This is a genomic window from Sulfurimonas sp., from assembly GCF_026196735.1.
Lineage (GTDB): Bacteria > Campylobacterota > Campylobacteria > Campylobacterales > Sulfurimonadaceae > Sulfurimonas.
In genome coordinates this window covers 45,129-70,244 of the sequence record NZ_JAPHUF010000003.1, presented here as the reverse complement: position 1 = coordinate 70,244, position 25,116 = coordinate 45,129, and the positions used below count along the sequence as shown (strand labels likewise).

Here is a 25,116-nt window from a genome sequence, read left to right as displayed (position 1 = left end):
TTATTATACTAGTTTTTATCCTCGAATACCAACCATCTTTGTGTAGATACAGCAGTTAGTTGCTTCCACACTTACCAGCGCCGCATTTCATCACTGTGTTAGGAGGAGTATTGGCAGCACCGCATTTACCTGCACCACATTTCATAACTGCTTTAGCACTTTTTTTCATACCGCATTCACATTTTGTACATGTACAAGAACTCTTGTCTTTAGAGCAATCACACTTTTCACATTTGCAATTACCATCAAAGTTACAAACTTTACCGTCTATATTTAAAGTAAATTTTTCACTTTTAACTGACTCTGTCTCTGCACTAGCCGTTGTAACACCAAAGCCCATCAATAAAGCTGCAACTAAGATAAATGTTGATAATTTAAGAATTCTCATTTTTTTTCCTTTGATATTTATGATTTAAAAATTATATATTAATAGTGTGTAATGTTTGTGTAGTATAATTGTATGAATAAATTAAAGGAAATAACTTTGCAAGAGACAGTAGAAGATTTAGAAGAACAACTGCAAGAAGCACTGGCAAAAATAGAAAATATAGCAGCTCAGGTTGCTGAAAAAGATTTGGATGCTTATGAGGGTTTTATGCAAACAGAAACATATAAAGATAAGATAGTAGAGATAGGACACAAACTCAAAGAGCGTGGTGTAGATATAACCACATTAACCGAGTAAAGATGACGCCTGCACTTTACTTTCTTAGATCATCAGAACAAAAAATTGCCACTGACATAATTCACTTCGCTTATAGACTAGATGAAGTTAGTAAGACTATAGAGGATGTTAAAGAACTTGACATGTACCATAAGTTTTATGGACTAACAGATAAAGACCTTGGCCTTTATGCTTTAGTAAATCATAAGATTGCGGGTGCAATTTGGATGCGATTACTAAAAAAAGAAGATAATTCAAATGCCTTTGTAGATGAAGAGACTCCGGTTTTAACTATTGGTGTCAAACCAGAATTTAGAAACAAGGGTGTAGGTTCAGCTATGCTAAATCAACTCCTTTTAGAAGCTGGCTCACTCTATAAGCAGATAAGCATAAGCTTACTGGATGATGAACGGACAATAAAATATTTTGAAAAATTTGGTTTTACAAAAATAGAAGATTCTGGCGGAAAAAGTCCGGTTGATAACAAAGATGTAATAAGCATGATAAAGAGTATTCAAAAAGAAGCTGTAGTGCGTCCAAGTGATGGTTATGACCCTAAAAAGTGGATGGACTAATCATGAAAATACTTCTGATGGAAGATGATGCTGTTTTATCAGATATTTTACTAGATTATCTACGAGAATCTTGGAGTGTTGATTATGCTTTTAACTCAGAAGAAGTATATAAAAAATTAGAGTCAAACAGATATGATCTTTTTATCTTTGACATTAATGTGGCCGGTAAAAACGGGCTTGAACTCTTAAAAGAACTAAGAAAATTCAACAACACTACACCAACTATTATAATCACTGCTTACACAGATACATCATACCTCAAAAAAGCATTCTCTCTTGGTGCTCACGACTACATCAAAAAACCTTTTGAACTTGAGGAGTTGAATGTTCGCATTCAAAACACTAAAAAACTTTTTAATATCGACAATAAAAACAATATACCGATAACTGATGATATTTTATTTTCTATACAAACAAAAACAATAACAAAAAATTCCAAAGAGTATGCTATAAGCCAAAAAGACAGCGATATACTTGTTTATTTTATCAATAACCAAAAAAGAGTTATAACTAACGAGGAACTAACACAAAATATTTGGGATTTTGACAGTATCCCAAGCGATGCAACTATCCGTTCACATATAAGAACTCTCAGAGAAATTATCGGCAAAGATAAAATACAGACAGTAAGAGGGGTCGGCTACCAATATGAATAATATAACCAAAAAATCATTCTACTCCTTTTTAACGCTCTATCTTCTATCTTCATTTATCTTCTTATTTTTAGCAAGCTACTGGTTTTATTCATCGCAAACTTCAATGGAGATGCAAAATAACTACTACAAAATGAACAATATTGCTGACAGGGTAAGCGCAAAAGTTATAAAAGTGCATATGATGGGCGGAGAATTTACGCTAGCTAAGTTTCCTGATGCTGCCGTAGCGTTATATGACAGTGAACATAAAATAAAATATGGCTCAGAGTTACAAAATGTAGACTTCTCAAAAGACTACTATCTCAATGGCAAAACATTCACCCTAATCTCGCAAACAACAATCGGACACCTTGGAGTAGACCATGTAGTCGTACAAAGTGATAAGTATACAGCCACTGTTTCAAAACTAAAAAATAGAGTCATTGTAACTTCTATTTTTGTCGGTATAGCTATTGTAATTATAGCCGTGATACTCTCATATATATTTTTACGACCGATCAAAGATAAGATGCAGGAGATAGAAAACTTTGTTAAAGATACAACTCATGAACTAAACACACCAATAACTGCACTTATGATGAGCACTTCAAGGGCAAAAAGTAAAAAAGTGTATGATGAGAAAATCATTCAAAACATCTCTATCAGCACCAAGCAGTTATATGATATCTACTCATCTTTAAGCTTTTTGAGCTTTGATGCAAAAGATGAAACTACACAGGAGTTGGATTTTAACGAAATAGTAAAAGAGAGTATTGATTATTTTGATGAACTTTTAGAGAGAAAAAATATCAAGCTAGAGTTTACACAAGCTACATGTATTCTCAATATTGACCCAACAAAAGCAAAAATGCTTATAAATAATCTACTAAGCAATGCGATCAAATACTCTCTTCCAAACACTAAAATAAATATACAAATCACAAGAAACTCTTTTTTTATTAAAGATGAAGGAATAGGGATAGCCAAAGACAAGCTAAGCACTATTTTTCAAAGATTTACGAGAGCAAACTCTTATGCCGGCGGTTTTGGTGTTGGATTAAATATTGTAGATAGTATTGTAAAAGAGTACGGGTTTAAAATTGAAATAAACTCCAAAGAAAAAGAAGGAACTGAAGTTATTATAAGATTTTAATAACTTCACAAAAGTCTAAAAACGAAGCATTAAACCTACATAAGCACCTGAAAATTCCAAGTCAACTGTTGCATCGGCATCACTTTCGTCAATGTCAATTTTCTGCATTCTATAGCCAAGTTCGATTGCAGGTTGAATAACAGGCATAAAATCCAATGTATAGTCTAGCTTTGCCCTAACATCATAAACTGTAGAATCTCCGGCTTTTACATATTTAATATCAGCTTCGAGTCCAATATTCGTAGTTGGAATTTCCGTGCGGGCTCTTACATATAAAAGTGGTATAGCGATTGTCTCGCTGCCGCTTACATCACCTGCAATTGTAGCTGCCCCGATAGGAGTAACATCATAAGAGAGGTCAATCACTTTGATATCAAGACCTAAGTCAAGAGTTACCCAAAAAGTGTTATCTAATATATTGTAGTAGGGGATAATATCATACTGCTTCATGTCATAAGCCATATTAGCACTGCCTGTAACATCAAAATCTTTAAACTCACCGGTTGCGATACCAGAATCTTCTAAGCTAACATACTCCAACCTAAGGTTAGGAACCAGAGGTACAGGATGTTTGACAAGTGCCCAAACATAAGGCTGTGTTTTGTCTTTTTCACTTGAAGTGTAACTACCGTCCGCTCCTGCGTCACTGTAGCTGGCACTGCCTTTTACATCCTGCATCCACGCACCTGCACCCATCTCAACTCTAGTTATATCTGCTATAGCAGCCGTAGCCAATAGACTTGCGCATGTCAGTGTAGTTAAAAAATTTTTCATAAAAAATCCTTTTTTAATTTGCTAAATTATATCAAAGTGATTTGTTAATTATCTTAATTTTAAAAAGTTAGTTTGAAAATATTTAGGGCGTTAACCCTAAAGAAGGAGAAATAAAATAAGATTATCATCTTATTTTACTTAGTTGGCGCCAATGGCGCCAGAAATAAAAGGTTACCTAGGAGGGTAAATAACCTTTTTGAAATTATCTTTTACAGGGTAATATATCTTGTATGTTTTCTTATACGACTCGGCATTTAGTGCCTCACAAGCATTGCGATTTAGTCGCTTATACGACTCGGCATTTAGTGCCTCACATGCATTGCGATTTAGTCGCTTAGCTAACTGCAGCGATAGCAGCGTCGTAGTTAGGCTCTTCAGTGATTTCTGGAACGATTTCTTTATAAGTTACAATACCTTCTTCGTTTACTGCAAAGATTGCTCTACAAGTAACACCAGCAAGAACTGAACCACCAAGTAATACACCATAAGCGTTAGCAAATTCTTTGTTTCTGAAGTCAGAAGTAACAGTTAAGTTAGTAATACCTTCTGTTGAACAAAAACGACCAGCAGCAAATGGTAAATCTAAAGAAACGATAGTCGGTTTAACACCCTCTAAAGAAGAAGCTTTTGCGTTGAAGTTACGAGTTTCAGTTGCACATACACCTGTATCTAAAGAAGGAACAACAATGATAAGTTGTTTATGCCCTTGAGCACCACCAACTACTACATCACCTAAACCGTCTGAGTTTACAACAGTAATTTCCGGTGCTTTATCACCAACATTTACTTCATTTCCTAATAATTCTACATCTGTACCTTTGAATTTTGTAGTTGCCATTTTTGGCTCCTTTTGTTTATTTATTTGTTGAACGAAGTATATGTTAAATCGGATAAGAACACTCTTATTTGAATACAAGGGCACTTTCGTGTAAGTTTAGTTTAAGATTACAATTTGCTCTTTGGAGAGATGTCCAGTTCGTCTAAGGTACTGAACATCTTTTTTTCATACATCTCTACAGCAACTCTTCCAATCATTGCCGCATTGTCTGAACAGTATTTAAGTTCACTAAGCAGAAGTGATGCCCCGTAAGGTTTTAAAAGTTCTTCTATCTGTCCTCTTAAATATAAGTTTGCACTCGCTCCGCCAACTATGGCAAATCTTTTTGGGGGAACATCTTTAAAATACTTTTTTAACTTCTGAATTAAATGAGCTGATGCAATATGCTCAAATGAGGCTGCGATATCTTTATACTCATCTTTACTCTGTGCCTTTTCTATTGCCAGCCTAACTGCATTTTTAAGTCCGGAGTATGAAAAGGCTATAAGTGGCGACTGAGACAGAGGTATAGTAAAGTTATGTTTTTTTCTATCTCCATCTTTTGCCAACTTCTCTATAAGCGGTCCGCCTGGATAACCAAGTCCCATCATCTTAGCGACTTTGTCAAAACTCTCACCGAAACTGTCATCCATACTTTTTGCCACCGTATCTATCTGCTGTAAACTTTTAACTTCCATTACCTGCGTGTGTCCGCCGGAGACCAAAAGAACCGTAAGAGGAAACTCTGCTTCTTTTTCGATAAACAAAGAGTAGATATGCCCTATGAGATGATTTACGCCTATGAGAGGAATGCCTAGTGCCACAGAAATGGCTTTTGCCATGGTAACACCCTCAACCAAAGTTACGGCAAGTCCGGGAGTAGATGTAACCGCTACTGCTTTTAAATCTTTAAAGTATACTTCACACTCTTCAAGTATCTTAGGTAATGCTTCCGCATGAAGTCTTGCAGCAAGTTCGGGAACAACCCCGCCATACACAGAGTGTTCTAACTCCTGAGATATTTTTTTATGAAAAAGAAGTTTTTTTGTAGCAATCTCTGTAATTGATATTGCACTGTCATCGCATGAACTCTCAATACTTAATATCATCTATACTCTATTCCTTCCTGCTCTTTTTATCCCAGATAGCCAAGCCTATCGCTACAACAACAAGCAGACCAAACATAACGCCCCAAGTAAGTAAATCACCTCCGCTTGTAGCTTCTAAAATCTTTTCTTCATTCATTTATACTTTCTCCAAAATATGTAAATATTCAAAAGTTTTGTTTTGTGCATTTAGCTGTACTTTAAATCGTTTATACTCTTTTTTTACCAAGGAGTACTTTCCATATTTTTGCATTATGCTTTTAACATCCTCTTCACTCATCAAACCCTCATTGTTGTAGCTTAGAAAAATATACTTAAACTGAGCATTGGCAATCAACTCTTTAAAACTCTCATGCACTTTTCTTTTTTTGGAGTAGTCTGAACGATTGTACTCTCTGAGTCCTGTTTTGCCTTGCGGAGTAAACTCATCATAAAGGCTTATTGTATTTAAAATATGATACTTGGAGCTATACTGTCTATGGTTATACGGCGGGTCAAGATAGAGTATGTCACCGCTTATTTTTCTAATCAACTCATTGGAATCTTCATTAAAGACTTGATGGGAGTTTTTGTTTAAGATGAAGTTTGCAGGAAGCAGCTCCAACTCTTTTAAAGCAGGTTTTTTTATTGTTTTTAAAAATGCCTCATATACAGAAGCTGTATTTGCGACTTTGTCAGCACTCTCCAAAAGTGAGCTAAGTAAAAAATAGTATAAGTTACTGCTTATCTTTTTAGTCTCACTCCACTCTGCAATTTTTCTTCTGATTGTGTCTATCTTTTTACCATTATAATCACTAAAGTACTGTCTATTGCTTCCGCTGCCTAAACAGTAGTTTTGGTATATAAAGCCATCTTCAACCAAAGGCAGGTTATTTAGCTCATTTATATACTTAACTTTATCTTCTATCTCTTCATGGTTTTGTATGTAATTTTTGTTGAGTACAAAGCTATAGTGTTCCAAGTCATTAGAGATGACTTTTTTTACATCTTTTTTAAATGTTCGCCCTACTATTCCGGTTCCGGCAAACATATCACAAAAGACTTTTTGTGACAAATCTTGACCGACTACTTTTATTACCTCATCTTTTATCCAAGAAGAGAGTCTAAACTTTGAACCTATATAGTTCATTTTTCAGATTCTTTTAAAACACATTGATCAGAAAACGGCAGAGTGATGTAAAAACAAGTCTTATTTTTGCATTCTTTTTTAGTATCAATTTGGGAGTTTACTTCAATAGTCCCGGAAAATAATTTTTGAACTATCTGCTTTGACATGTAGAGTCCTATTCCGGTTCCTTGCGATTTATCTTTAGTAGTAAAGTATGGGTCAAAGATTTTATCTTCTATCTCTGCTTCTATCCCTTTTGCATTGTCTATACATACGATTTCTAGTGCATAATCTTTTACTCTAAATATCAAACTTATTTTTTTATTTTTAATTTCTTCATTAAAAGCATCTATTGAATTATTTAATATGTTTAGTATTACCTGAGATATGGATGATGCTAACTTTACATCTTTTGCACTCTCTTGAATATCTATCTCTAACTCTATATCTTTGTTTGCTATATGTGTATTGATAATACTTTTTATCTCTTTTACAATATTATCAATTTTTCTAATCTCAAGGTTGTTTCTTTTATCAAAAAATGACATAAAATCATTGATTGTTATCGCCAAATGACTTATATTATCCTCTATGATATCAAAGTTCTTTTCCAAGTTTGTTTCATCACATTTTGACATTCTTGCATCTACAGTTGCTAAACCAATAGTATTTAATGGCTGCTTCCACTGATGAGAAATATTTGCCATCATCTCACCCATTAAAGCAAAGCGAGCCTGCTCAAAAAGCATAATATCTTTTTTCTTATTTTTTTCTATCTCATCTTGTAGATATATTTTAATATATTTTAAATGTTTTGTAAGTCTGATTATAACTGCGATAGTTAATGGAGTTAATATAAGCGGTAAAAGTATAGAAATAGAAAATAAAAAGTTTGTGTACTCGACACCAAAAAGTACACTGAACAAGTAAACCAAAGGTATAGATCCAATTAGAGCAAGGATAGTAAAAAAAATAATTATCATTTTTGGCGTACAAATTGAAAGCAGGACAATTATCTTATCTATAATCCAATTAATCATATTATCTTCTGCTCTCTCTTACAAAATTTCTAACTTCTCTGTCAAGCGCAAAAACATCATCAATACTTTTTGGTAACTGGGTAAATCTTTCAAAAGTATCTATGATGATTTTACTGATATCCATAAAACCTATCTTTTTGTTTATAAACTTCTCTATAGCCACTTCATTTGCAGCATTTACAACTGCGCCGCGAGCTGGATTTTTAAGAAGTTCTTCTTTTATTTGCCAAATAGGATATCTGTCTGTAGTTATCTCACGAAATTCAAGTGAACCGACTTTTAATAAATCGACATGTGAGAGTATATTTTCTTGCATCTTGGCATCAAGCGCAAAGGCTATAGGGAGTTGCATACTTACATTTGCAAAGTGTGCGGTAGTCGAGCCGTCTTTGAAATCTATAAGGGCGTGAATAAGCGACTTTGTCTCTATAATCGCATCATATTTGCCCTCCCCAAAAAGCCATCTTGCTTCTAAAAGTTCAAACATCTTGTTGACCATAGTAGCCGAATCTATAGTGATTTTTTGTCCCATAGACCAATTTGGATGTTTTTGGGTATCTGCAAGTGTTGCAGTAGCTAATCTTGAGACTTCCCAATCACGAAATGCTCCACCGCTGGCAGTAATAATCATCTTCTCAACAGGTCTGTCCTGCATAAGGTACCAAAGACCAAAGTGTTCAGAGTCAATTGGTTGGATTTTAGTGATATCCATGAAACTACCACAAGCAACAAGTGATTCTTTATTTGCAAGAGCCACTTTTTTTCCGCAAGCAATGGAAGTGAGCGTAGGACGAAGCCCTAAAAATCCAACAAGAGCATTTACAACTAAGTCGCTTGATGAGTCTTCAATGACTTTTAATATTGACTCTTCACCATGAAAAACATTGTTATGATTAACACGAGAGATATCATCACTCTTGGCTACAACAACAACCTTTGGCTTATGTTCTAAAATCTGTTTGTTCAGGAGTTCAATGTTATTTCCAGCAACTAAAACTTCAATATTAATGTTGAACTTTTTAGCAACTTCGAGTGTATTTACACCTATTGAACCGGTACAGCCTAATATTATCAATTATACTAACCCTCTAAGAAGAACAAGCATTACAATAGCGCCAAAAAGATAGCCGTCAATTCTGTCAAGAACACCGCCGTGCCCCGGAAGCAGATTCCCACTATCTTTTACATCAGCACTTCTTTTTAATGAACTCTCAAACAAATCACCAAATATAGAACTTGCTGCGACCATAAATGATATAACAAGAGCTACACCTAAATCTACTACGCCAAGTCCGACAAACATACCGCCAAGTGTTGCAATAGATATCCCGCCGGCAACACCTTCCATAGTCTTGTTTGGGCTTGTTTCACTAAAAGGTGTTTTACCTATGCTTTTGCCAACTGCGTAAGCCCCGACATCAGTTAGTGCTACAACAACTAAAAGCCATAAAAGACTCATTACGCCATACTCTTGGTACATCGTAAAGATAAAAAGCATACCTGCGGTAGGATAGATAAATGGAAGAAAGTTTTTCCAAGTGATTTCTCTGTTGTATGCAACAGCAGCCCCATAAGCCACACCTGCTAAAACAAACAAGTCATCACCATAAGGATAAAAAGCAGCTAAAAGCCAAACACCGCCTGCAAAAAATACAAGAGTATCATTCTTTATACCAAAAAGCTTTTGTGCTTCAAGAAAGGCTAAAATATATATTAAACCAAGAAACAACCACATAAGAAAAAAGTTGTCTATCAAACCAATAAAAAGCACCGCTGCTACAAGAACCAGCCCTGTTACTATTCTCTCTTTGGAACTTGTGAAAATACTCATATGACAAACCTTACTATTTAATCTCATATACTTTAAACAAGTCCAAAGTATATTCAGTCACTAAAGCTTCGCCATTTGGCGAGAAATTAGCAAAATATTAGGATCATTATAGCCAATCAGACTTTAATATCTAACTTGTGTATAGGAAATTCACTCTCCTCTATTTCGTCTTCGTCTGATTTTTCTCTTTTTTTATTTCTGGCACTCTCTTGATCAGCCCCATTTTTTTCATGCTCTCTATCGGGGTTAATTTCGTGATTTTCTTCTGCGGGACGAACTTCTAAAACTTTTTCATCTTTTTCTTGTGCAGCAGCCTGCGCCACCATATTTTGAAAGTCCACGCGATTATTATGACTGTTGGCAACCGAAGCTACACTAGCAGTTTGTTGATTAACATGGATAACATTTCCAATTGGACCAATAGCCATAACAATCTCCTTAATTTTATTCTAAAATGAAGGAACCACTACTGATAGTCCCATAAAGGAACGAGTCCCTTTATTCCGCTTGGGGCGCTGTGCCCACTGAAGAGGGCATCTTCAATGCAGATTCATCTAGTATCTATTTCTATTGTTTTGTACTTATTATACAATACATTTGCACCATTTTGAATAGTCACTTCTCTCCTAGGAGTATAATCGACCAAATAGCGGTCTTTATTAAACATTGTAAAATCTACACAGAGTCTTGCAGCTCCCTCTATGATGTTCATTGGAAGGTTTTGTTTGTCGGTTGTGATAATCACATGTGCTGATGGTCTATCTTTCATATGTATCCAGATATCTTTCGCTCTTGCCTTTTGAAGCAGTTCAATATTGCCTTTTTCATTTTTACCAAGCTGTACTTTATAACCCTCTATCCAAAAAGTCTCAATAGAATCATTAACTTTTATTTTCTTCGCTTGAATATTTTTAGGAAAAAGAAGCTGGATTTTTGCTATATCTTTTGCCTCTTCAACCGTATGGATAAAAAGTTTCATATGCTCTATTTTTGAAGAGATTGAACTTTTTTCCAGATGCATATGAGAAGCTCTTTGTTTTGCCTTTTTACTTCTGTTAAATAATGAGTTTGCCATATCAGAAACTGAGTCAAACTCCTTGTGAAGCTCTATTTTAACCACTTCTCCATCATAATCATTTACTTCAACTACTTTTTGATATGGCTTAATATTATGTATATTTGCCAGAAGTAGATTTCCTTGATGTTGACATATTTGGGCTTCCTCGGCAAGTTGTTTCTCATCATCAAGCGAAGCGTATAACTTGTGCAGTTTTTTTAGTTTTTTATTTAAAAAAGATATTTTTTGCTTTTTAAGTGAAGAGAGTTTGCTGTCCATCTCTTTAGCATACTCATCATACAAAAACTGCTCGACATCATCGATAGGGTAGTCTTTTGCAACAAAAGGTGCAGGTGGAACATCTAAAAGTTTTTGCCCTACTCTAACCTCACGAAAAGAGGAAAACAAATCTACATGTCGAAGTGCTTCAAGAACGATATTGTCTTCATCCAAGATAATTACATTTGTATATTTTCCCGTAAATTCAAACTGCAAAAAAGTAATCTCTTCCTTATATGCTGAGGCAATTGAAGTTTTGATTCTTATGATCTTATCGCCGTTTAGAAGTTCTACATGTAGAATGTTCGCGCGGTTAAATCTTTTGGCAAGAAGTACATCAAATGGGGCATTATATACTTTAGAACGAGGGTAAGATTCACACTTAAACATCCTTGAATTAGAGCGTTGCATCTCAAAATAAATTTCATCATCTCTGTCAAATGCAATCTTTACTATTGTATCGCTTACTCTGTAAATTGCAGAGATTTTTTGAAAATTTTGTAGGTAAGTAATTATTTGCTTAAGATGTGATAGTTTCATAGGTACTATTTTAGCTGATTTTTTAGTTATAATTGTGAAATTTAAAAAAGGCTTTGATAAATGACTCCTAAAGGGTTTGGTAAAAGATACTTCTCATTAGCAGCAATTCAAGCCTATATTTCACTACAAAAAATCTCTGCCGCGAGTGTATCTGTCTGCACGCTTGACGGCAAACCACTTAAAATAGCAAACAACTCTCCACCATCAGCATAACTATTTCTCTCAAACAACAAAAATATAAATATAACGGAAATAAAATATGTACAAAAAAAAGATACTTTTATCGTTGCTCTTCTCGAGCATTTTAGTTGCTGGGGACATTGAGCTGGAACCCCTGCTTATTACTTCAACGGCAATAAAAACAGACGAGTTGAAGTCAACTGACGCTGTTGAAATTTACACGGCAAAAGATATACAAAATGCTCATGTACAAAATGTTTATGAGTTTTTAAACCAACAGACTTCAGTTATCACAATGCCCTCTTACGGAAATCCATTCTCCCAAAAGCTAGACTTGAGAGGTTACGGTATCGGTGATGGATACCAAAATATAGTTATTACGATAAATGGCAGAAAAATAAACAATATAGATATGGTTGCACCTCTTTTAAGTGCAATTTCTCCCTCTTCAATAGAGCGTTTGGAGATTATAAAATCAAGTGGGATTGTAGTTGGCGGAGATGGAGCAAATGCAGGTGTCATAAATATAACCACCAAACGAAACAGCTCCAAAGAGATAACTCTTTACGGCGGTACAGACGGCATGGTTGATGGCTCTTTTTATCTGGGATACAATGATGACAAACTCTCTATCTCGGCAAGTGCTGAGGCACAAAAGAGTGACGGAACTCGCACTATAAACAGCCAAGGTGACAAAGATGAGAGTTCTCTAAAAACAGGTACACTAAACATAACATATCTTCCCACTTATGCCTTAGAACTAAGAGCAGGCGTTTCCTTTGCAAGAACTGATGTCACTTATGCGAGTTATTTGACACTTGATGAGTATAATGACGACCCCTCGCAAGCCGGAGATACAAACTGGGGTGCGACTGAACAAGAGTTTGATACAGATACCATAAGCGCAGGTTTGAGCTACTATCTGGACAACAAACTCTCTTTAAACATCGACATAAACCGCGAGGATAAAAAATCTAACTATATAACCTACTCATCAATCTCAGACTATGTTTACAACTCTGCAAAAACCACTCTTGAGTATGAGAGTAAAAATATGATGATTATTGCCGGAATTGACACTTTTGATGGTGAGCGAACAACTAACGCAAATGAAGCGGGCAAAGAGAATTTTGCAGGGTTTGTTATGGGTAATTTAGAGCTTGACAAGCACTCCATAAAAGCAGGCTACAGATATGAAAAAGTTTCCTATGATTATAAAGACTCAACAACATTGCTTAAAGATGACTACTCACTTTATGGTCTAGAACTTGGTTATAACTATACTTTTGATAAAGAAAAATCCGTTTTTATAAACTATGCTCATGCATATCAAGCTCCAGATATTGATAGGTTTTTTGATTACGGAGGAACATTTAACGGCTTTATAAGCCCAATGAAAACAGATAGTTTTACGCTTGGGTTTAACTACATCAAACCTAATAACAAATTAAAAATTTCTCTTTTTTATGTTGATTTAGAAGATGAAATCTATTATCATAAAACCGGTCCGTGGAGCGGAGTAAATACAAATATAGACAAATCTCACAAGTATGGTCTAGATATTTATGACAAATGGCTAATAACAAATGAGTTTAATGTAGTGCTGAACTATAACTATGTTCAAGCAAAGATAGATAAAGAGATTGACAATGGCGAAAATTTTTCAGGAAATGATTTACCGGGTGTCTCAGACCATAACATAAAAGCAACACTTAATTATCTTCCAAGCAAAAATATTACTCTCGCAGTTACTCAAGTTTACCGCTCAGAGGCGTATGCGGCGAGTGATTTCAACAATAACTTTGCTCAAAAACAAGATGCCTATAAGAGTACGGATATCTCAATAAGCTACACAAAAGATAATTTAAAACTTTTCGCTAAAATAAACAATATCTTTAGCCAGAAAAATGCTTTGTGGATAGAAGATGATGCTATATATCCTGTAAATTTTACAACCACTGCAATCGCAGGGCTAACACTGAAATTTTAAGGAGATAAGGTGAGTATGAAAACTATTTTTATTGCGCTGCTTTTTGTACTTACTCTTAGTGCTAACGAGAGAATCATCTCTCTTAGCCCATCCATCACAGAGATAATTTATGCTCTTGAAAAAGGAGATAGCCTTGTTGCTACAAGCGCTTACTCTCTCTATCCAAAAGAGGCTCAAAAACTCCCTGTTGTTGGCGGTTATGAAAGCCCTAATATTGAAAAAATAATAGCACTTTCACCGACGCTAGTTGTCGCACAGTCTTATAATCAAACTATTTTAGACAAACTCGAACATTTCAATATAAAAACACTAAAACTAAATCTAAAGACTATAGATGAGATAAAAAAATCTATAAACATACTCGCTAAAGAGATAGGCTCTACCAGTATTGCTAACAAACTAACAACTAACATAGATAATGCACTTCTGCAAGCACCAAAAAATAAAAATCCTCACAGCGTGATGATAGTCTACGGACTTCATGAAGATTTACGAAACGGCATCTACATAGCAGGTCATAATATATTTTTCGAAGATATAATCAAAGAGTGTGGAAATACAAATGCCTACACAAGTGATATGGCTTCCCAACCGGTTTTAAACTATGAAAATGTTATAGCTCTAAATCCTCAGCAGATAATCATCCTGCACTCACATGCAACAGAGAAACATGTAGATGTAGACAAAGCACTAAAAGCGTGGTATCAACTGCCTACAAATGCTTCAAAAAACAAGCAAATATCTATAGTCGATGAGGATTATCTGCACATTCCATCTCATAGAGTGGCACAAACTATCTCAAGACTTTGCAGGGAAATGAATGACTAAGACAAACTATAATGTGCTAAAATACAATATAAAATTAATATAAAGATAAATAATAATGTTTGAACAAACTTTTAAAAATATAGACGACCTACTCCACAAAGATGCAGGATGCGGAAGTGAGCTTGACTATGTTGAGCAAACTTCTTGGGTTTTGTTTTTAAAATACCTTGACGACTTGGAAAAAGACAAAGAAACATCAGCTCAACTAAGCGGCAATACTTACCAAACTATCATCGCACCAGAGTTTCAGTGGAGTGTTTGGGCAACTCCAAAGCTACCAAACGGCAAAATCGACCATGATGCTCTCAGCGGTGATGACCTCAGTGATTTTGTAAACAACAAACTTTTTCCTTACTTTAAAAAGTTTAAAGCAAATGCTGTGAATGCAGACACCATCGAGTATAAAATCGGTGAAATTTTCAGCGAACTCAAAAACAGAATTCAAAGCGGTTACAACCTCAGAGAAGTAATAAACTATGTTGACGAGCTTCGCTTTAGAACACATGTAGAAAAACATGAAATGAGCCACTTGTACGAGAGCAAAATCAAAAACATGGGAAATGCAGGGCGTAACGGCGGAGAATACTACACACCAAGAGCTCTTATAAAAACCATCGTAAAAGTAGTCAATCCTAAAATCGGCGAAACCATTTATGACGGTGCGGTAGGTTCAGCTGGATTTTTAGTAGAAGCATTTGAGTATCTCAAAAAAAGTAAAAAGCTAACAACCAACGACATAATAACTCTGCAAAAAAACACCTTTTACGGCAAAGAGAAAAAGTCTTTAGCTTACATCATCGGCATCATGAACATGATACTCCACGGTATCGAAGCGCCAAATATCATACATACAAATACGCTTGCTGAAAATATTGCAGATATTCAGGAAAAAGACCGCTATGATGTAGTTTTGGCAAATCCCCCTTTTGGCGGAAAAGAAAGAGCAGAAGTTCAACAAAACTTCCCCATAAAAACAGGTGAAACTGCCTCTTTATTTTTGCAACATTTCATAAAGATACTAAAAGCAGACGGAAAAGCGGGAATTGTCATAAAAAACACTTTTTTAAGCAATACAGATAATGCTTCGATAGCTTTACGAAAAGAGTTACTCACTTCATGCAACTTACATACAGTTTTAGACCTGCCTGCTGGAACTTTTACCGGAGCTGGGGTAAAAACAGTTGTGCTATTTTTTGACAAAGGAGAAAGTACCAAAAAAGTGTGGTTTTACTCTTTGAACTTAGAGAGAAATCTAGGAAAAACAAATCCGTTAAACCAAAAAGATTTAAATGAGTTTGTAGAGTTTCAAAAAACACAAAAACAAAGTGAAAATTCTTGGACGCTTGACATGAAAGAGATTGACAAAACAACTTATGATTTGAGTGCCAAAAATCCAAATACTCCCGAAGTTGCTCCACTGAGAGAACCTAATGAAATTTTAAAAGCTATGGCGAAACTCGATAAAGAGAGTGAAGAGATTTTGAAAACTATAAGAGGTTTGTTATGAATCAAGAGCAAAACATCATCATCTACAACACAGTAGACGGTAAAGCTTCTGTAGCACTTTATGCAAAAGACGGCATGGTTTGGATGAACCAAAATCAGATTGCTCAACTTTTTGACACCTCGGTTCCAAATATAAGTATGCACATCTCAAAAGTCCTAAAAGATGGAGAATTAGAGGCCAATTCAGTTGTTAAGGATTACTTAACAACTGCCTCTGATGGCAAAAATTACAAGGTAACTCATTACTCTTTAGAGATGATTTTAGCCATTGGTTTTAAAGTACAAAGTAAACGAGGAATACAGTTTAGAATCTGGGCTAACAAAAACTTGAGCGAGTACATGGTTAAAGGTTTTGTGATGGATGATGAAAGACTCAAAAATCCTAACGGAAGAGCTGACTATTTCGATGAACTTTTAGAACGCATCCGTGATATTCGTGCATCTGAAAAACGCTTTTACCAAAAAGTGAGAGATCTGCTTTCTCTTAGTAGTGACTATGACAAAACAGACAAAGCAACTCATATGTTTTTTGCCGAGACTCAAAACAAACTTATCTACGCAGTGACCGACAAAACTGCCGCAGAGCTGATACTATCACGAGCTTCAAAAGATGAACCAAACATGGCTCTTACCTCTTGGCAGGGTTCTGTTGTAAGAAAACAAGATATTTTCATAGCGAAAAACTATCTCACCGCTGATGAGATAGACACACTTAACCGTTTAGTCGTTATCTTTTTAGAAACGGCAGAACTGAGAGTAAAAAACAGACAAGACATTACCATGGATTTTTGGAGAGAAAATGTAGACAAGATGTTAGATTTTAACGACAAAAAAATCCTAAAAGGTTATGGTTCTATCACTAGCGAAATAATGAGAGAAAAAGTAAGAGAAATTTACGCAGAGTTTGATAAAAAAAGAAAAATAGAAGAAGCAAAAGAGACCGACCTTAAAGAGCTTGAAGAGTTGAAACAACTTTTAGGTGAATCTCGTGGATAGAGTTTTGAGAGAGGGGTGGAAAGTTAGGAAATTATCTGAAATAGGAAAGATATTTAACGGTAACAGCATTAATGCAAAAGTAAAAAAAGAAAAATATACAAATATTGAAAATGGATACTATTACATAGCAACTAAAGATATTAGTTACACTAATAAAATTGATTATGACAATGGTATTAAAATTCCATTTGAGGATAAATCAACTTTCAAAATTGCTCCTAAAAATACAATTTTAATATGTGCAGAGGGAGGAAGTGCTGGAAAAAAAATAGGATTTACAAATCAAGATGTATGTTTTGGAAATAAATTATTTGCTCTTATAACAAACAAAGATATTGATAGTAAATTTGCTTATTATTTTTATTTTAGTGAAACATTTAAAGAACAATTTTTCTCTGAGTTAGTTGGTATTATTGGAGGTGTTTCAATGAATAAGTTTAAAAACTTTGAAATTCCACTTCCACCACTCCAAGAACAAAAAAAAATAGTAGCCATTTTAGATGAGGCTTTTTTTGCCATTGACAAGGCAAAAGCAAATGCCGAGCTGAACCTAAAAAATGCAAAAGAACTTTTTGAGAGCTATTTGCAAAGCGTGTTTGAGAATAAAGGTGAGGGTTGGGAAGAAAAAACATTGAATGAAATTTCCGAAAATCTAGATAATAAAAGAATTCCAATAACAAAGAATATTAGATCCGAAGGCAAAATACCTTATTATGGAGCATCTGGAATTGTTGACTATGTTGCTGATTATTTATTTGATGAAGACTTACTTTGCATCTCTGAAGATGGTGCAAATCTTGTAGTAAGAAAATATCCAATAGCATTTTCTATTTCTGGAAAAACTTGGGTAAATAATCATGCTCATGTTTTAAGATTTGACAATATTATTAGTCAAAAATTTGTTGAGTTATACCTTAATTCAATAAGTTTAGATGATTTTATAAGTGGGATGGCTCAACCTAAGCTAAATCAAACTAAATTAAATAAAATACCTATTCCATATCCACCTTTAAAAACCCAACAAACAATAGTAAAAAAACTAGACACCCTTTCAGAACAAACAAAAAAACTAGAATCCATCTACGAACAAAAACTCCAAGACTTAAACGAACTAAAAAAATCTATCTTACAAAAAGCATTTAACGGAGAGTTATGATGAATGAAGCAGAGACAAGAGCCGAACTTATAGACCCAAAACTTCTTGCATGTGGCTGGGGAGAAATTGAAGATTCTAAAGTACTTCGTGAGAGAGATGTTTGTCGCATAACTGACGGTCGCATTCAGGTTGGCGGAGGTCGTGCTAAACCGCTTATAGCTGACTATATTTTGGTTTATAAAGGGATTAAACTCGCTGTTGTTGAGGCTAAAAGTAGCTTGCTTGATGTGGGCGAAGGAGTTGCACAAGCAAAACTTTATGCACAAAAACTTCAACTTGAGACCACCTACTCCACAAACGGAAAAGAGATTTATAGCATCTGCCTTAAAACCGGAAGAGAAGAGTTGGTAGAGAACTTTTTAACACCTGATGAGCTTTGGGAAAAAACCTACTCCGATCAAAACGAATGGCGAGATAAATTTAGCTCTGTGCCCTTTGAGAGCAAAAGTGGAAGTTGGCAACCTCGCTACTACCAAGAGTTAGCGGTAAAAAACACACTCGAAGCCGTAGCAAAAAACAAAAATCGCATACTTCTTACCCTTGCAACAGGAACAGGAAAAACAGCCATCGCTTTTCAAATAGCATGGAAACTTTTTCACACAAGATGGAACTTAAAACGAGACGGGCAGAGACGACCACGCATCTTGTTTTTGGCAGATAGAAATATACTAGCAGACCAAGCTTTTTCCTCTTTTATGGCATTTCCAGAAGATGCACTGGTTCGCATAAAACCCAAAGAGATAAAAAAGAGTAAAAAAGTTCCTACAAATGGAAGTATATTTTTTACCATCTTTCAGTCGTTTATGAGCGGAACTGACGAAGAGGGAGAGAGTGAACCATACTTTGGAGAGTACCCAAAAGACTACTTTGATTTTATCATTATAGATGAGTGTCATCGAGGCGGAGCAAATGATGAGGGGAACTGGAGAGCGATTTTAGAGTATTTCTCCCCTGCCGTTCAACTCGGGCTTACAGCTACACCAAAACGCAAAGACAATGTGGACACTTACGCATATTTTGGAGAGCCTGTTTTTATCTACTCGCTCAAAGAAGGAATCAACGACGGATTTTTAACACCTTTTAAAGTCAAGCGTATCAAAACAACACTTGATGATTACATTTTTACCAGCGATGACAACATCATAGAGGGTGAGATTGAAGAGGGAAAACTCTACAAAGAGGAAGATTTCAACAAGAGCATTGAGATAATCGCAAGAGAAAACGAGAGAGTAAAAATTTTTATGAATGAGGCAAATGAAAATGAAAAAACCATCATTTTCTGTGCCACACAAGAACATGCTGCTTTGGTTCGTGACCTTGTAAACCAAAATAAAAAGAGTAGCAGAGACACCAACTACTGTGTAAGAGTGACAGCCAACGACGGTGAAATAGGAGAACAGTTTTTAAGAGAGTTTCAAGACAATGAAAAACTTATACCGACTGTTTTAACAACTTCACAAAAACTCTCAACCGGAGTAGATGCGAGAAATATACGAAATATCGTGCTTATGCGCCCAGTAAATCAGATAATAGAGTTTAAACAGATAGTAGGTCGTGGAACAAGGCTATATGATGGCAAAGAGTTTTTTACGATTTATGATTTTGTAGATGCTTACCAGAGATTTTCAGACCCTGAGTGGGATGGGGAACCTGTTGAAGAAGAAGCGTGTAGTAAATGCAATGAGAAACCTTGTATTTGTGAAAAAGTTCCACCAACTCCACCAAAACCGCCTCAGCTTTGTCAAAAATGTGGACAAAAACCATGTGTCTGTAAAAAGAAAGTGAAAGTAAAGCTTAAAAACGGCAAAGAGCTTGAAATACAACACATGATGGCTACTTCTTTTTGGAGTGCCGATGGTAAACCGATTTCTGCCGAAGAGTTCTTGCAAAACCTTTTTGGAGAACTACCTAACTTTTTTGCCAACGAAGAGGAGTTACGAGAGCTTTGGAGTCATCCGCTCACTAGAAAAACTTTACTCCAAAAACTCGATGAAGCAGGATTTGGCAAAGAGGAGCTTAATACTCTGAAAAAACTTGTAAATGCAGAGCAAAGTGACTTGTTTGATGTTTTGGAATATGTTTTTAACAGCGATGTAAAACCGATAAGCAGACAAGCAAGAGTAAATGACGCGAAACAAACAATTTTGGCACTCCTTAACGACAAGCAAAAAGAGTTTATTGAGTTTGTACTGACTCAGTACATTGAAACAGGAGTAGAAGAACTGGCACAAGAAAAACTCCCGATTTTACTTACGAACAAATACCAGTCTTTAGAAGATGCAAAAGAGATCTTAGGAGATGTTGCAGGCATTAGTTCGCTGTTTATTGAGTTTCAAAAATATCTGTACATGCAAAAAGTGGCGTAAAAACAGAGATGATTGAGTTAAAAAATCTTACATGCAGATATGATGACAAACTCATTTTACAAGATGTAAACATAAAAATCACAAATCATTTAAGTATTCTCGGAGCAAACGGTTCTGGCAAAAGTACACTTGCAAAAGCTATCTGCAATCTCATAGAGTTTGAGGGAGAGATAAGCATAAACTCCAAAAACATCAAAGAGCTTTCACTTTTAAACAAGGCAAAAAGCATCTCGTATATCCCTGCAAAACTTGAACTCTACGATATCTACATAACTGTAGAAGAGTTTGTTCTTCTTGGCAGATTTCCTTACAAAAAAAGCTTTTTTGAGTACTCAAACAGAGATAAAAAAATTGTACAAAATACTTTAGAGTTTTTAAAAATACAACACCTGAAAAAACATACACTAAGCTCTCTTAGCTCGGGAGAACAACAGTTAACACTCATCGCTCAAGCACTTGCCCAGCAGAGTAAAATAATCATCTTTGATGAGCCAACCGCAAACCTCGACCCGCACAACTCTAAAATAATTGCACAGCACATCAAGGGTCTCAAAGATTACCACCAAGTCATACTGATTACTCATGATTTAAACCTTGCTTCTTATGTCCAAAATCATGTTCTTTTTATAAAAGAAGCAAAAGCAAAACTCTACGGGGATGACTTTTTTAACAACAGCACTTTAGAAGAACTCTACGGAGTTAAATTTGAATCATTGGCAGTTAAATATGAGTAAGCTTATCATTTGGTCACTACTTTTTAGCGTCTTGATTATTTCGCCATTTATCGGCGCTGTTTCTCTACATGTAGAAGATATATTTAATGCCAGTCATCTAAGCTCGACTATCTTTTTTGACTTGCGGGTTCCACGAGTTTTATTTGCATTTTTTGCAGGAGTTATCCTCTCTATAAGCGGTCTTTTGTTTCAAACTCTTTTTAGAAATGCTCTCATGACTCCCTACACTTTGGGAATATCAAGCGGTGCAGTTTTGGGTGCAGGAATCGCCATAAAACTAGGACTTGGAAGTCTGCTCTTTGGTATAGCGGCCATAAGTGTTTTTGGCTTTTTGGGAGCAATATTTACAGTTTTTTTGCTTATATATCTATCGCAGTTTTTAAAAAGTTCTCAACAAGAATCTCTCCTGCTTTTAGGAATCGCACTTTCACTTTTTTACACTTCTGCGTTGATGATTATCTTTTATCTTGGTGACACTATGCAAAACGATATGCTTATCCGTTTTACCATGGGCTCGCTATCTGTTATTGGCTGGCAGAATCCTATTGCCCTTGGAATTATCGCTTTTTTTATTCTTTTGACTGTTTACATGTACAGGTTTGAACTTCAACTTTTAAGCATTTCTGATGAGAGTGCAAAACTTAAAGGAGTTGATACAAAAAAGATTACACTTCTGCTTTTGATAGTCTCCTCTTTTGGAATTGGAACACTTGTCAGCATAAGCGGTCCTATCGGTTTCATAGGGCTTATAGTGCCTCATATAGTTTCAAAAATCTACCCAAGCACACTAAGCAAACGCATTATAAAAACAGCTCTGTTTGGTGGACTGTTTTTAGTGCTTTGCGATACTATAACAAGAGGATTACAGACTCAAAGTGAACTTCCTATAGGCATTGTAACAGCCCTTATTGGTGGTCCATTTTTTATATATTTAATCATAAGCAGGAGCAAACGATGAGTTACATAGAATGGTTTAATGAACATGCGAACAAACATAAAAAAATTGTAGATAAGCTGTTGGCACGCGGTTTGAGTGAAGATGAAATAATAGAGTATTTTGACTTTGACAACATGGTAAAAGAAGAAAATGATTTTTGTCCTCTGTATAAAGAGCCTGTAAAGTGTCATGACATGGAAAAACTAAACTGCTATCTTTGTGCATGTCCGCATTTTAGATTTAACGATGAAGGCGTCGGAAAATATAACGAATATACTATACTCAGTAAATGCGATATAAATAACGGAAGCAAATTTGCAAACAATGGTGTGATTCATCAAGACTGCTCAAAATGCACCGTTCCCCATCACAAAGCATATGTAAAAAAAACCTTCGACCTTGATTGGAAAAAAATCATGAAAAACTGCCATTTAAAATAGATACATTTAGGTACAATATTAACTATGCAAAAACGAAACTTTACACTTAGCAGTGACAACCTTGAGAACCTAGAGAACTTTAGCGAGATACTCAAAAAAGATTTTAGCACTATAATGAACGAAGCCCTTGAAGAATACTTTGAAAAAGAGCAAAAAAAACTACTAGAGAAAAACTTAGAAAATGAAAATGCGATGACAAATCTGACATATGAAGACTTTTGGGACGGTATAGATCTTTGATGAAGCGCAGTGCAAATGAGATCATAGATTTTTCAGCAAAATATACAACTTCTTTTTGCTAAAATCGGAAAAATAAAAGAATAATTAGGAAAATCAACATGATAAAGAGAAATAAAATAATCTTTTATAAAACACCTCTAACAAATATAAATGTTGACATAATTTATAAAGATGAAACATTCTGGTTATCACAAAAGCAATTAGCTACCCTTTTTGGTGTTGACAGAACGGTTGTTACAAAACATATTAAAAATATTCTATCTGATGAGGAGCTTGATAATTCAACATGTGCAAATATTGCACATGTTCAAAAGGAAGGTAATAGAGAAGTACAAAGAGAGATAATATATTATAATCTTGACATGATTATAGCCGTAGGCTACAGAATCAACTCTAAAGAAGCCACACAGTTTCGTATCTGGGCAACAAACACCTTAAAAGAGTTTATCATTAAAGGTTTTGCCATGGATGATGATAGACTTAAAAATGGTCAATACTTTGGTAAAGACTACTTCAAAGAGCTACTTGAGCGTGTTCGTTCTATTCGTACAAGCGAGAGAAGAATTTACCAAAGTATTGACCATTTTTTTGACAAAAAAGATTATCCATATCTTGCAGTTAGCTTATATAACTTAGTTCCTAGTTGCTCTACATGTAACCAGAGAAAATCATCAAAAAAAGAAAATATCTTTTACCCATACACTGAAAGTTTTAATGATAGTGCAAAGTTTAAATATAAGGGTATAAAATCAATAACAAAAAATGAAAAAATAGATTTTTTAGATTCTAAAAGGGTAATATTTGATATTGAAGCTATAAATAATAAAGAAAAAGTAGAAAAACATATAGAAGTATTTAACTTAAAAAATCTATATGATGAGCATAAAGATATAATCGCTGAATTACTTCAAAAAAGAGAAATCTACAACGATAGTTACCTCGATGAGCTGATGCAAAAATACGAAGGAACACTTTTTAAAAATCGTGAAGACTTACTTAGACTCGTAACATGTGGTTATGTTAACGATAATGACATAAACAAGCGACCACTTAGTAAATTAATAAAAGATATCTCAGAGGAGCTAAAACTATTATGACAGAGTTTATCCCAAAAAACTTACCCATACCGCAAACCATAGAAACAATAAAAGTCTTAAAAAAAACCATCTCTGCAAATAGGGCTTTGGCGAAGCTAAACGGTGTTGCCAAAATTATTCCTAACCAAGCTATTTTGATAAACTCTTTGGTTTTGCAAGAGGCTAAAGACAGTAGTGAGATTGAAAATATTATCACTACTCATGATGAGCTTTACCGTGCAAGTATTGACATTTCGAATATAACTAATGAAGCTAAAGAGGTGCAAAATTACTCTTTTGCTCTTTTAAAGGGGTTTGACTTAGTTAAAGAGAATCACCTCCTTCTAAAAAAATACATAGTAAAAATTCAGGAAGAACTAGAGCAAAATGGTGCTGGTGTTAGATGTCAAAGTGGTACAAATCTTAAAAATGCACAGACCGGAGAAGTAGTCTTTACTCCACCGCAAAATTATGAAACTATTCAAAATCTTTTAGACAATCTTGAAAAGTTTATTAACGAGCCAAATGACAATGACCCGCTTGTGAATATGGCGATTATTCACTATCAGTTTGAAAGTATCCACCCTTTTTATGATGGAAATGGGAGAACTGGCAGGATTATAAATATCTTGTATCTCATCTTAAAAGGTTTATTAGATATTCCCATCTTGTACTTAAGTCGTTACATTATTAAAAACAAAAATGATTATTACAGACTGCTTCAAGAAGTTAGAACTAAAGATGCTTTAGAAGAATGGATTTTATATATGCTTGATGGAGTTGAGCAGACTTCAATTGAGACTATAAACTTGGTGGAAGGTATAAACAACCTTATGGAAAAAACAACAGATGAGGTAAAAGAGAAACTACCTAAAATTTATAGTAAAGATTTGATAGAAATCTTATTTATGCATCCCTACACAAAAATTGATTTTTTGGTTGATAAATTGGGTATTACTAGGCAAACAGCATCAAAATATTTAAAAGAATTAGAGCATCTTGAAATAATGAAAAGCATTCAAATAAAAAATAGTAAATATTTTATTAACTCTCAACTATTTGCTATGTTACAAAAAGGCATATAGTTT

The 25,116-nt window shown here is 34.9% G+C and carries 28 protein-coding genes; 17 read left to right on the top strand and 11 right to left on the bottom strand.

What is annotated here, in order from left to right:
* Positions 1-55 precede the first annotated feature (55 nt).
* Positions 56-388, bottom strand: coding sequence for a hypothetical protein (locus OQK60_RS02260; RefSeq protein WP_297683651.1), 333 nt, complete (start codon positions 386-388; stop codon positions 56-58).
* A gap of 96 nt (positions 389-484) precedes the next feature.
* On the opposite strand from OQK60_RS02260, the gene OQK60_RS02255 reads away from it, so the two are divergent.
* From OQK60_RS02255 to OQK60_RS02240, 4 genes are read left to right on the top strand one after another with little or no spacing between them, the layout of a single operon-like run.
* A complete protein-coding gene (locus tag OQK60_RS02255) occupies positions 485-685 on the top strand; it encodes a hypothetical protein (protein WP_297683649.1) in 201 nt (66 codons plus the stop codon).
* Positions 686-687: 2 nt separating this feature from the next.
* The gene (locus OQK60_RS02250; protein ID WP_297683647.1) at positions 688-1,239 is read left to right on the top strand and encodes a GNAT family N-acetyltransferase; all 552 of its coding nucleotides are present in this window, start codon (positions 688-690) and stop codon (positions 1,237-1,239) included.
* Positions 1,240-1,241: 2 nt separating this feature from the next.
* Entirely contained in the window at positions 1,242-1,895 is a 654-nt protein-coding gene (locus tag OQK60_RS02245; RefSeq protein WP_297683644.1) for a response regulator transcription factor, read from the top strand.
* The gene (locus OQK60_RS02240) at positions 1,888-3,027 is read left to right on the top strand and encodes a HAMP domain-containing sensor histidine kinase (protein WP_297683642.1); all 1,140 of its coding nucleotides are present in this window, start codon (positions 1,888-1,890) and stop codon (positions 3,025-3,027) included. Before OQK60_RS02245 ends, OQK60_RS02240 begins: the two co-directional genes overlap by 8 nt.
* Before the next feature lie 15 nt (positions 3,028-3,042).
* Here the strand turns inward: OQK60_RS02240 and OQK60_RS02235 are convergent, their stop codons facing one another.
* The 10 genes from OQK60_RS02235 to OQK60_RS02190 all read right to left on the bottom strand — a co-directional run bounded on the left by OQK60_RS02235 (position 3,043) and on the right by OQK60_RS02190 (position 11,579).
* The gene (locus OQK60_RS02235) at positions 3,043-3,801 is read right to left on the bottom strand and encodes a TIGR04219 family outer membrane beta-barrel protein (RefSeq protein ID WP_297683640.1); all 759 of its coding nucleotides are present in this window, start codon (positions 3,799-3,801) and stop codon (positions 3,043-3,045) included.
* Positions 3,802-4,135: 334 nt separating this feature from the next.
* Positions 4,136-4,639, bottom strand: coding sequence for a thiol peroxidase (gene tpx, locus OQK60_RS02230; RefSeq protein ID WP_297683638.1), 504 nt, complete (start codon positions 4,637-4,639; stop codon positions 4,136-4,138).
* A gap of 107 nt (positions 4,640-4,746) precedes the next feature.
* Positions 4,747-5,727 (bottom strand): tRNA (adenosine(37)-N6)-threonylcarbamoyltransferase complex transferase subunit TsaD, encoded by a 981-nt coding sequence (gene tsaD / locus OQK60_RS02225; protein WP_297683636.1) that lies wholly within the window; start codon positions 5,725-5,727, stop codon positions 4,747-4,749.
* Positions 5,728-5,734: 7 nt separating this feature from the next.
* Positions 5,735-5,863 (bottom strand): hypothetical protein, encoded by a 129-nt coding sequence (locus OQK60_RS02220; protein ID WP_297683635.1) that lies wholly within the window; start codon positions 5,861-5,863, stop codon positions 5,735-5,737.
* Complete coding sequence (locus tag OQK60_RS02215; protein WP_297683633.1) at positions 5,864-6,853, bottom strand: DNA adenine methylase; 990 nt, start codon at positions 6,851-6,853, stop codon at positions 5,864-5,866.
* Positions 6,850-7,872 (bottom strand): HAMP domain-containing sensor histidine kinase, encoded by a 1,023-nt coding sequence (locus OQK60_RS02210; RefSeq protein ID WP_297683631.1) that lies wholly within the window; start codon positions 7,870-7,872, stop codon positions 6,850-6,852. The genes OQK60_RS02215 and OQK60_RS02210 overlap by 4 nt, the downstream gene beginning before the upstream one ends.
* Position 7,873: 1 nt before the next feature.
* Positions 7,874-8,947: a 1-deoxy-D-xylulose-5-phosphate reductoisomerase gene (gene dxr, locus OQK60_RS02205; protein ID WP_297683629.1), complete on the bottom strand. Its 1,074-nt coding sequence runs from the start codon at positions 8,945-8,947 to the stop codon at positions 7,874-7,876.
* A complete protein-coding gene (locus tag OQK60_RS02200; protein WP_297683627.1) occupies positions 8,948-9,703 on the bottom strand; it encodes a phosphatidate cytidylyltransferase in 756 nt (251 codons plus the stop codon).
* Positions 9,704-9,819: 116 nt separating this feature from the next.
* Complete coding sequence (locus OQK60_RS02195) at positions 9,820-10,131, bottom strand: hypothetical protein (RefSeq protein WP_297683625.1); 312 nt, start codon at positions 10,129-10,131, stop codon at positions 9,820-9,822.
* Positions 10,132-10,253: 122 nt separating this feature from the next.
* Positions 10,254-11,579, bottom strand: coding sequence for an NFACT family protein (locus OQK60_RS02190; RefSeq protein ID WP_297683623.1), 1,326 nt, complete (start codon positions 11,577-11,579; stop codon positions 10,254-10,256).
* A gap of 60 nt (positions 11,580-11,639) precedes the next feature.
* On the opposite strand from OQK60_RS02190, the gene OQK60_RS02185 reads away from it, so the two are divergent.
* The 13 genes from OQK60_RS02185 to OQK60_RS02125 all read left to right on the top strand — a co-directional run bounded on the left by OQK60_RS02185 (position 11,640) and on the right by OQK60_RS02125 (position 25,113).
* On the top strand, positions 11,640-11,792 hold the full coding sequence (locus tag OQK60_RS02185; RefSeq protein ID WP_297683622.1) for a hypothetical protein: 153 nt from the start codon (positions 11,640-11,642) through the stop codon (positions 11,790-11,792).
* Between the two features lie 46 nt (positions 11,793-11,838).
* Positions 11,839-13,749 (top strand): TonB-dependent receptor, encoded by a 1,911-nt coding sequence (locus OQK60_RS02180; RefSeq protein ID WP_297683620.1) that lies wholly within the window; start codon positions 11,839-11,841, stop codon positions 13,747-13,749.
* A 15-nt stretch (positions 13,750-13,764) separates the two neighbouring features.
* Positions 13,765-14,577, top strand: coding sequence for an ABC transporter substrate-binding protein (locus OQK60_RS02175; RefSeq protein ID WP_297683618.1), 813 nt, complete (start codon positions 13,765-13,767; stop codon positions 14,575-14,577).
* 55 nt (positions 14,578-14,632) lie between these two features.
* On the top strand, positions 14,633-16,084 hold the full coding sequence (locus OQK60_RS02170) for an N-6 DNA methylase (protein WP_297683616.1): 1,452 nt from the start codon (positions 14,633-14,635) through the stop codon (positions 16,082-16,084).
* Positions 16,081-17,079 (top strand): virulence RhuM family protein, encoded by a 999-nt coding sequence (locus OQK60_RS02165; RefSeq protein ID WP_297683614.1) that lies wholly within the window; start codon positions 16,081-16,083, stop codon positions 17,077-17,079. Before OQK60_RS02170 ends, OQK60_RS02165 begins: the two co-directional genes overlap by 4 nt.
* Complete coding sequence (locus tag OQK60_RS02160; protein WP_297683612.1) at positions 17,072-18,235, top strand: restriction endonuclease subunit S; 1,164 nt, start codon at positions 17,072-17,074, stop codon at positions 18,233-18,235. Before OQK60_RS02165 ends, OQK60_RS02160 begins: the two co-directional genes overlap by 8 nt.
* Positions 18,232-20,601 (top strand): EcoAI/FtnUII family type I restriction enzme subunit R, encoded by a 2,370-nt coding sequence (gene hsdR, locus OQK60_RS02155; protein WP_297683610.1) that lies wholly within the window; start codon positions 18,232-18,234, stop codon positions 20,599-20,601. The genes OQK60_RS02160 and hsdR overlap by 4 nt, the downstream gene beginning before the upstream one ends.
* Before the next feature lie 8 nt (positions 20,602-20,609).
* On the top strand, positions 20,610-21,335 hold the full coding sequence (locus OQK60_RS02150) for an ABC transporter ATP-binding protein (RefSeq protein ID WP_297683608.1): 726 nt from the start codon (positions 20,610-20,612) through the stop codon (positions 21,333-21,335).
* Entirely contained in the window at positions 21,328-22,293 is a 966-nt protein-coding gene (locus tag OQK60_RS02145) for an iron ABC transporter permease (RefSeq protein ID WP_297683606.1), read from the top strand. The genes OQK60_RS02150 and OQK60_RS02145 overlap by 8 nt, the downstream gene beginning before the upstream one ends.
* A complete protein-coding gene (locus OQK60_RS02140) occupies positions 22,290-22,712 on the top strand; it encodes a hypothetical protein (protein WP_297683605.1) in 423 nt (140 codons plus the stop codon). Before OQK60_RS02145 ends, OQK60_RS02140 begins: the two co-directional genes overlap by 4 nt.
* Positions 22,713-22,736: 24 nt before the next feature.
* Positions 22,737-22,952 carry a hypothetical protein gene (locus OQK60_RS02135; protein WP_297683603.1) on the top strand — a complete coding sequence of 72 codons (216 nt, stop codon included), beginning with the start codon at positions 22,737-22,739 and terminating at the stop codon, positions 22,950-22,952.
* A 98-nt stretch (positions 22,953-23,050) separates the two neighbouring features.
* Positions 23,051-24,049: a RhuM family protein gene (gene rhuM / locus OQK60_RS02130; protein WP_297683601.1), complete on the top strand. Its 999-nt coding sequence runs from the start codon at positions 23,051-23,053 to the stop codon at positions 24,047-24,049.
* A complete protein-coding gene (locus tag OQK60_RS02125) occupies positions 24,046-25,113 on the top strand; it encodes a Fic family protein (protein ID WP_297683599.1) in 1,068 nt (355 codons plus the stop codon). The genes rhuM and OQK60_RS02125 overlap by 4 nt, the downstream gene beginning before the upstream one ends.
* Positions 25,114-25,116: the final 3 nt, after the last annotated feature.

What these genes read in the sequence shown, in the direction of transcription:
- OQK60_RS02260 (WP_297683651.1), bottom strand. Translation starts at nt 388, where the DNA reads ATGAGAATTCTTAAATTATCAACATTTATCTTAGTTGCAGCTTTATTG.
- OQK60_RS02250 (WP_297683647.1), top strand. Translation starts at nt 688, where the DNA reads ATGACGCCTGCACTTTACTTTCTTAGATCATCAGAACAAAAAATTGCC.
- OQK60_RS02245 (WP_297683644.1), top strand. Translation starts at nt 1,242, where the DNA reads ATGAAAATACTTCTGATGGAAGATGATGCTGTTTTATCAGATATTTTA.
- OQK60_RS02240 (WP_297683642.1), top strand. Translation starts at nt 1,888, where the DNA reads ATGAATAATATAACCAAAAAATCATTCTACTCCTTTTTAACGCTCTAT.
- OQK60_RS02235 (WP_297683640.1), bottom strand. Translation starts at nt 3,801, where the DNA reads ATGAAAAATTTTTTAACTACACTGACATGCGCAAGTCTATTGGCTACG.
- tpx (WP_297683638.1), bottom strand. Translation starts at nt 4,639, where the DNA reads ATGGCAACTACAAAATTCAAAGGTACAGATGTAGAATTATTAGGAAAT.
- tsaD (WP_297683636.1), bottom strand. Translation starts at nt 5,727, where the DNA reads ATGATATTAAGTATTGAGAGTTCATGCGATGACAGTGCAATATCAATT.
- OQK60_RS02220 (WP_297683635.1), bottom strand. Translation starts at nt 5,863, where the DNA reads ATGAATGAAGAAAAGATTTTAGAAGCTACAAGCGGAGGTGATTTACTT.
- OQK60_RS02215 (WP_297683633.1), bottom strand. Translation starts at nt 6,853, where the DNA reads ATGAACTATATAGGTTCAAAGTTTAGACTCTCTTCTTGGATAAAAGAT.
- OQK60_RS02210 (WP_297683631.1), bottom strand. Translation starts at nt 7,872, where the DNA reads ATGATTAATTGGATTATAGATAAGATAATTGTCCTGCTTTCAATTTGT.
- OQK60_RS02200 (WP_297683627.1), bottom strand. Translation starts at nt 9,703, where the DNA reads ATGAGTATTTTCACAAGTTCCAAAGAGAGAATAGTAACAGGGCTGGTT.
- OQK60_RS02195 (WP_297683625.1), bottom strand. Translation starts at nt 10,131, where the DNA reads ATGGCTATTGGTCCAATTGGAAATGTTATCCATGTTAATCAACAAACT.
- OQK60_RS02190 (WP_297683623.1), bottom strand. Translation starts at nt 11,579, where the DNA reads ATGAAACTATCACATCTTAAGCAAATAATTACTTACCTACAAAATTTT.
- OQK60_RS02185 (WP_297683622.1), top strand. Translation starts at nt 11,640, where the DNA reads ATGACTCCTAAAGGGTTTGGTAAAAGATACTTCTCATTAGCAGCAATT.
- OQK60_RS02180 (WP_297683620.1), top strand. Translation starts at nt 11,839, where the DNA reads ATGTACAAAAAAAAGATACTTTTATCGTTGCTCTTCTCGAGCATTTTA.
- OQK60_RS02175 (WP_297683618.1), top strand. Translation starts at nt 13,765, where the DNA reads ATGAAAACTATTTTTATTGCGCTGCTTTTTGTACTTACTCTTAGTGCT.
- OQK60_RS02170 (WP_297683616.1), top strand. Translation starts at nt 14,633, where the DNA reads ATGTTTGAACAAACTTTTAAAAATATAGACGACCTACTCCACAAAGAT.
- OQK60_RS02165 (WP_297683614.1), top strand. Translation starts at nt 16,081, where the DNA reads ATGAATCAAGAGCAAAACATCATCATCTACAACACAGTAGACGGTAAA.
- hsdR (WP_297683610.1), top strand. Translation starts at nt 18,232, where the DNA reads ATGATGAATGAAGCAGAGACAAGAGCCGAACTTATAGACCCAAAACTT.
- OQK60_RS02150 (WP_297683608.1), top strand. Translation starts at nt 20,610, where the DNA reads ATGATTGAGTTAAAAAATCTTACATGCAGATATGATGACAAACTCATT.
- OQK60_RS02145 (WP_297683606.1), top strand. Translation starts at nt 21,328, where the DNA reads ATGAGTAAGCTTATCATTTGGTCACTACTTTTTAGCGTCTTGATTATT.
- OQK60_RS02140 (WP_297683605.1), top strand. Translation starts at nt 22,290, where the DNA reads ATGAGTTACATAGAATGGTTTAATGAACATGCGAACAAACATAAAAAA.
- OQK60_RS02135 (WP_297683603.1), top strand. Translation starts at nt 22,737, where the DNA reads ATGCAAAAACGAAACTTTACACTTAGCAGTGACAACCTTGAGAACCTA.
- rhuM (WP_297683601.1), top strand. Translation starts at nt 23,051, where the DNA reads ATGATAAAGAGAAATAAAATAATCTTTTATAAAACACCTCTAACAAAT.
- OQK60_RS02125 (WP_297683599.1), top strand. Translation starts at nt 24,046, where the DNA reads ATGACAGAGTTTATCCCAAAAAACTTACCCATACCGCAAACCATAGAA.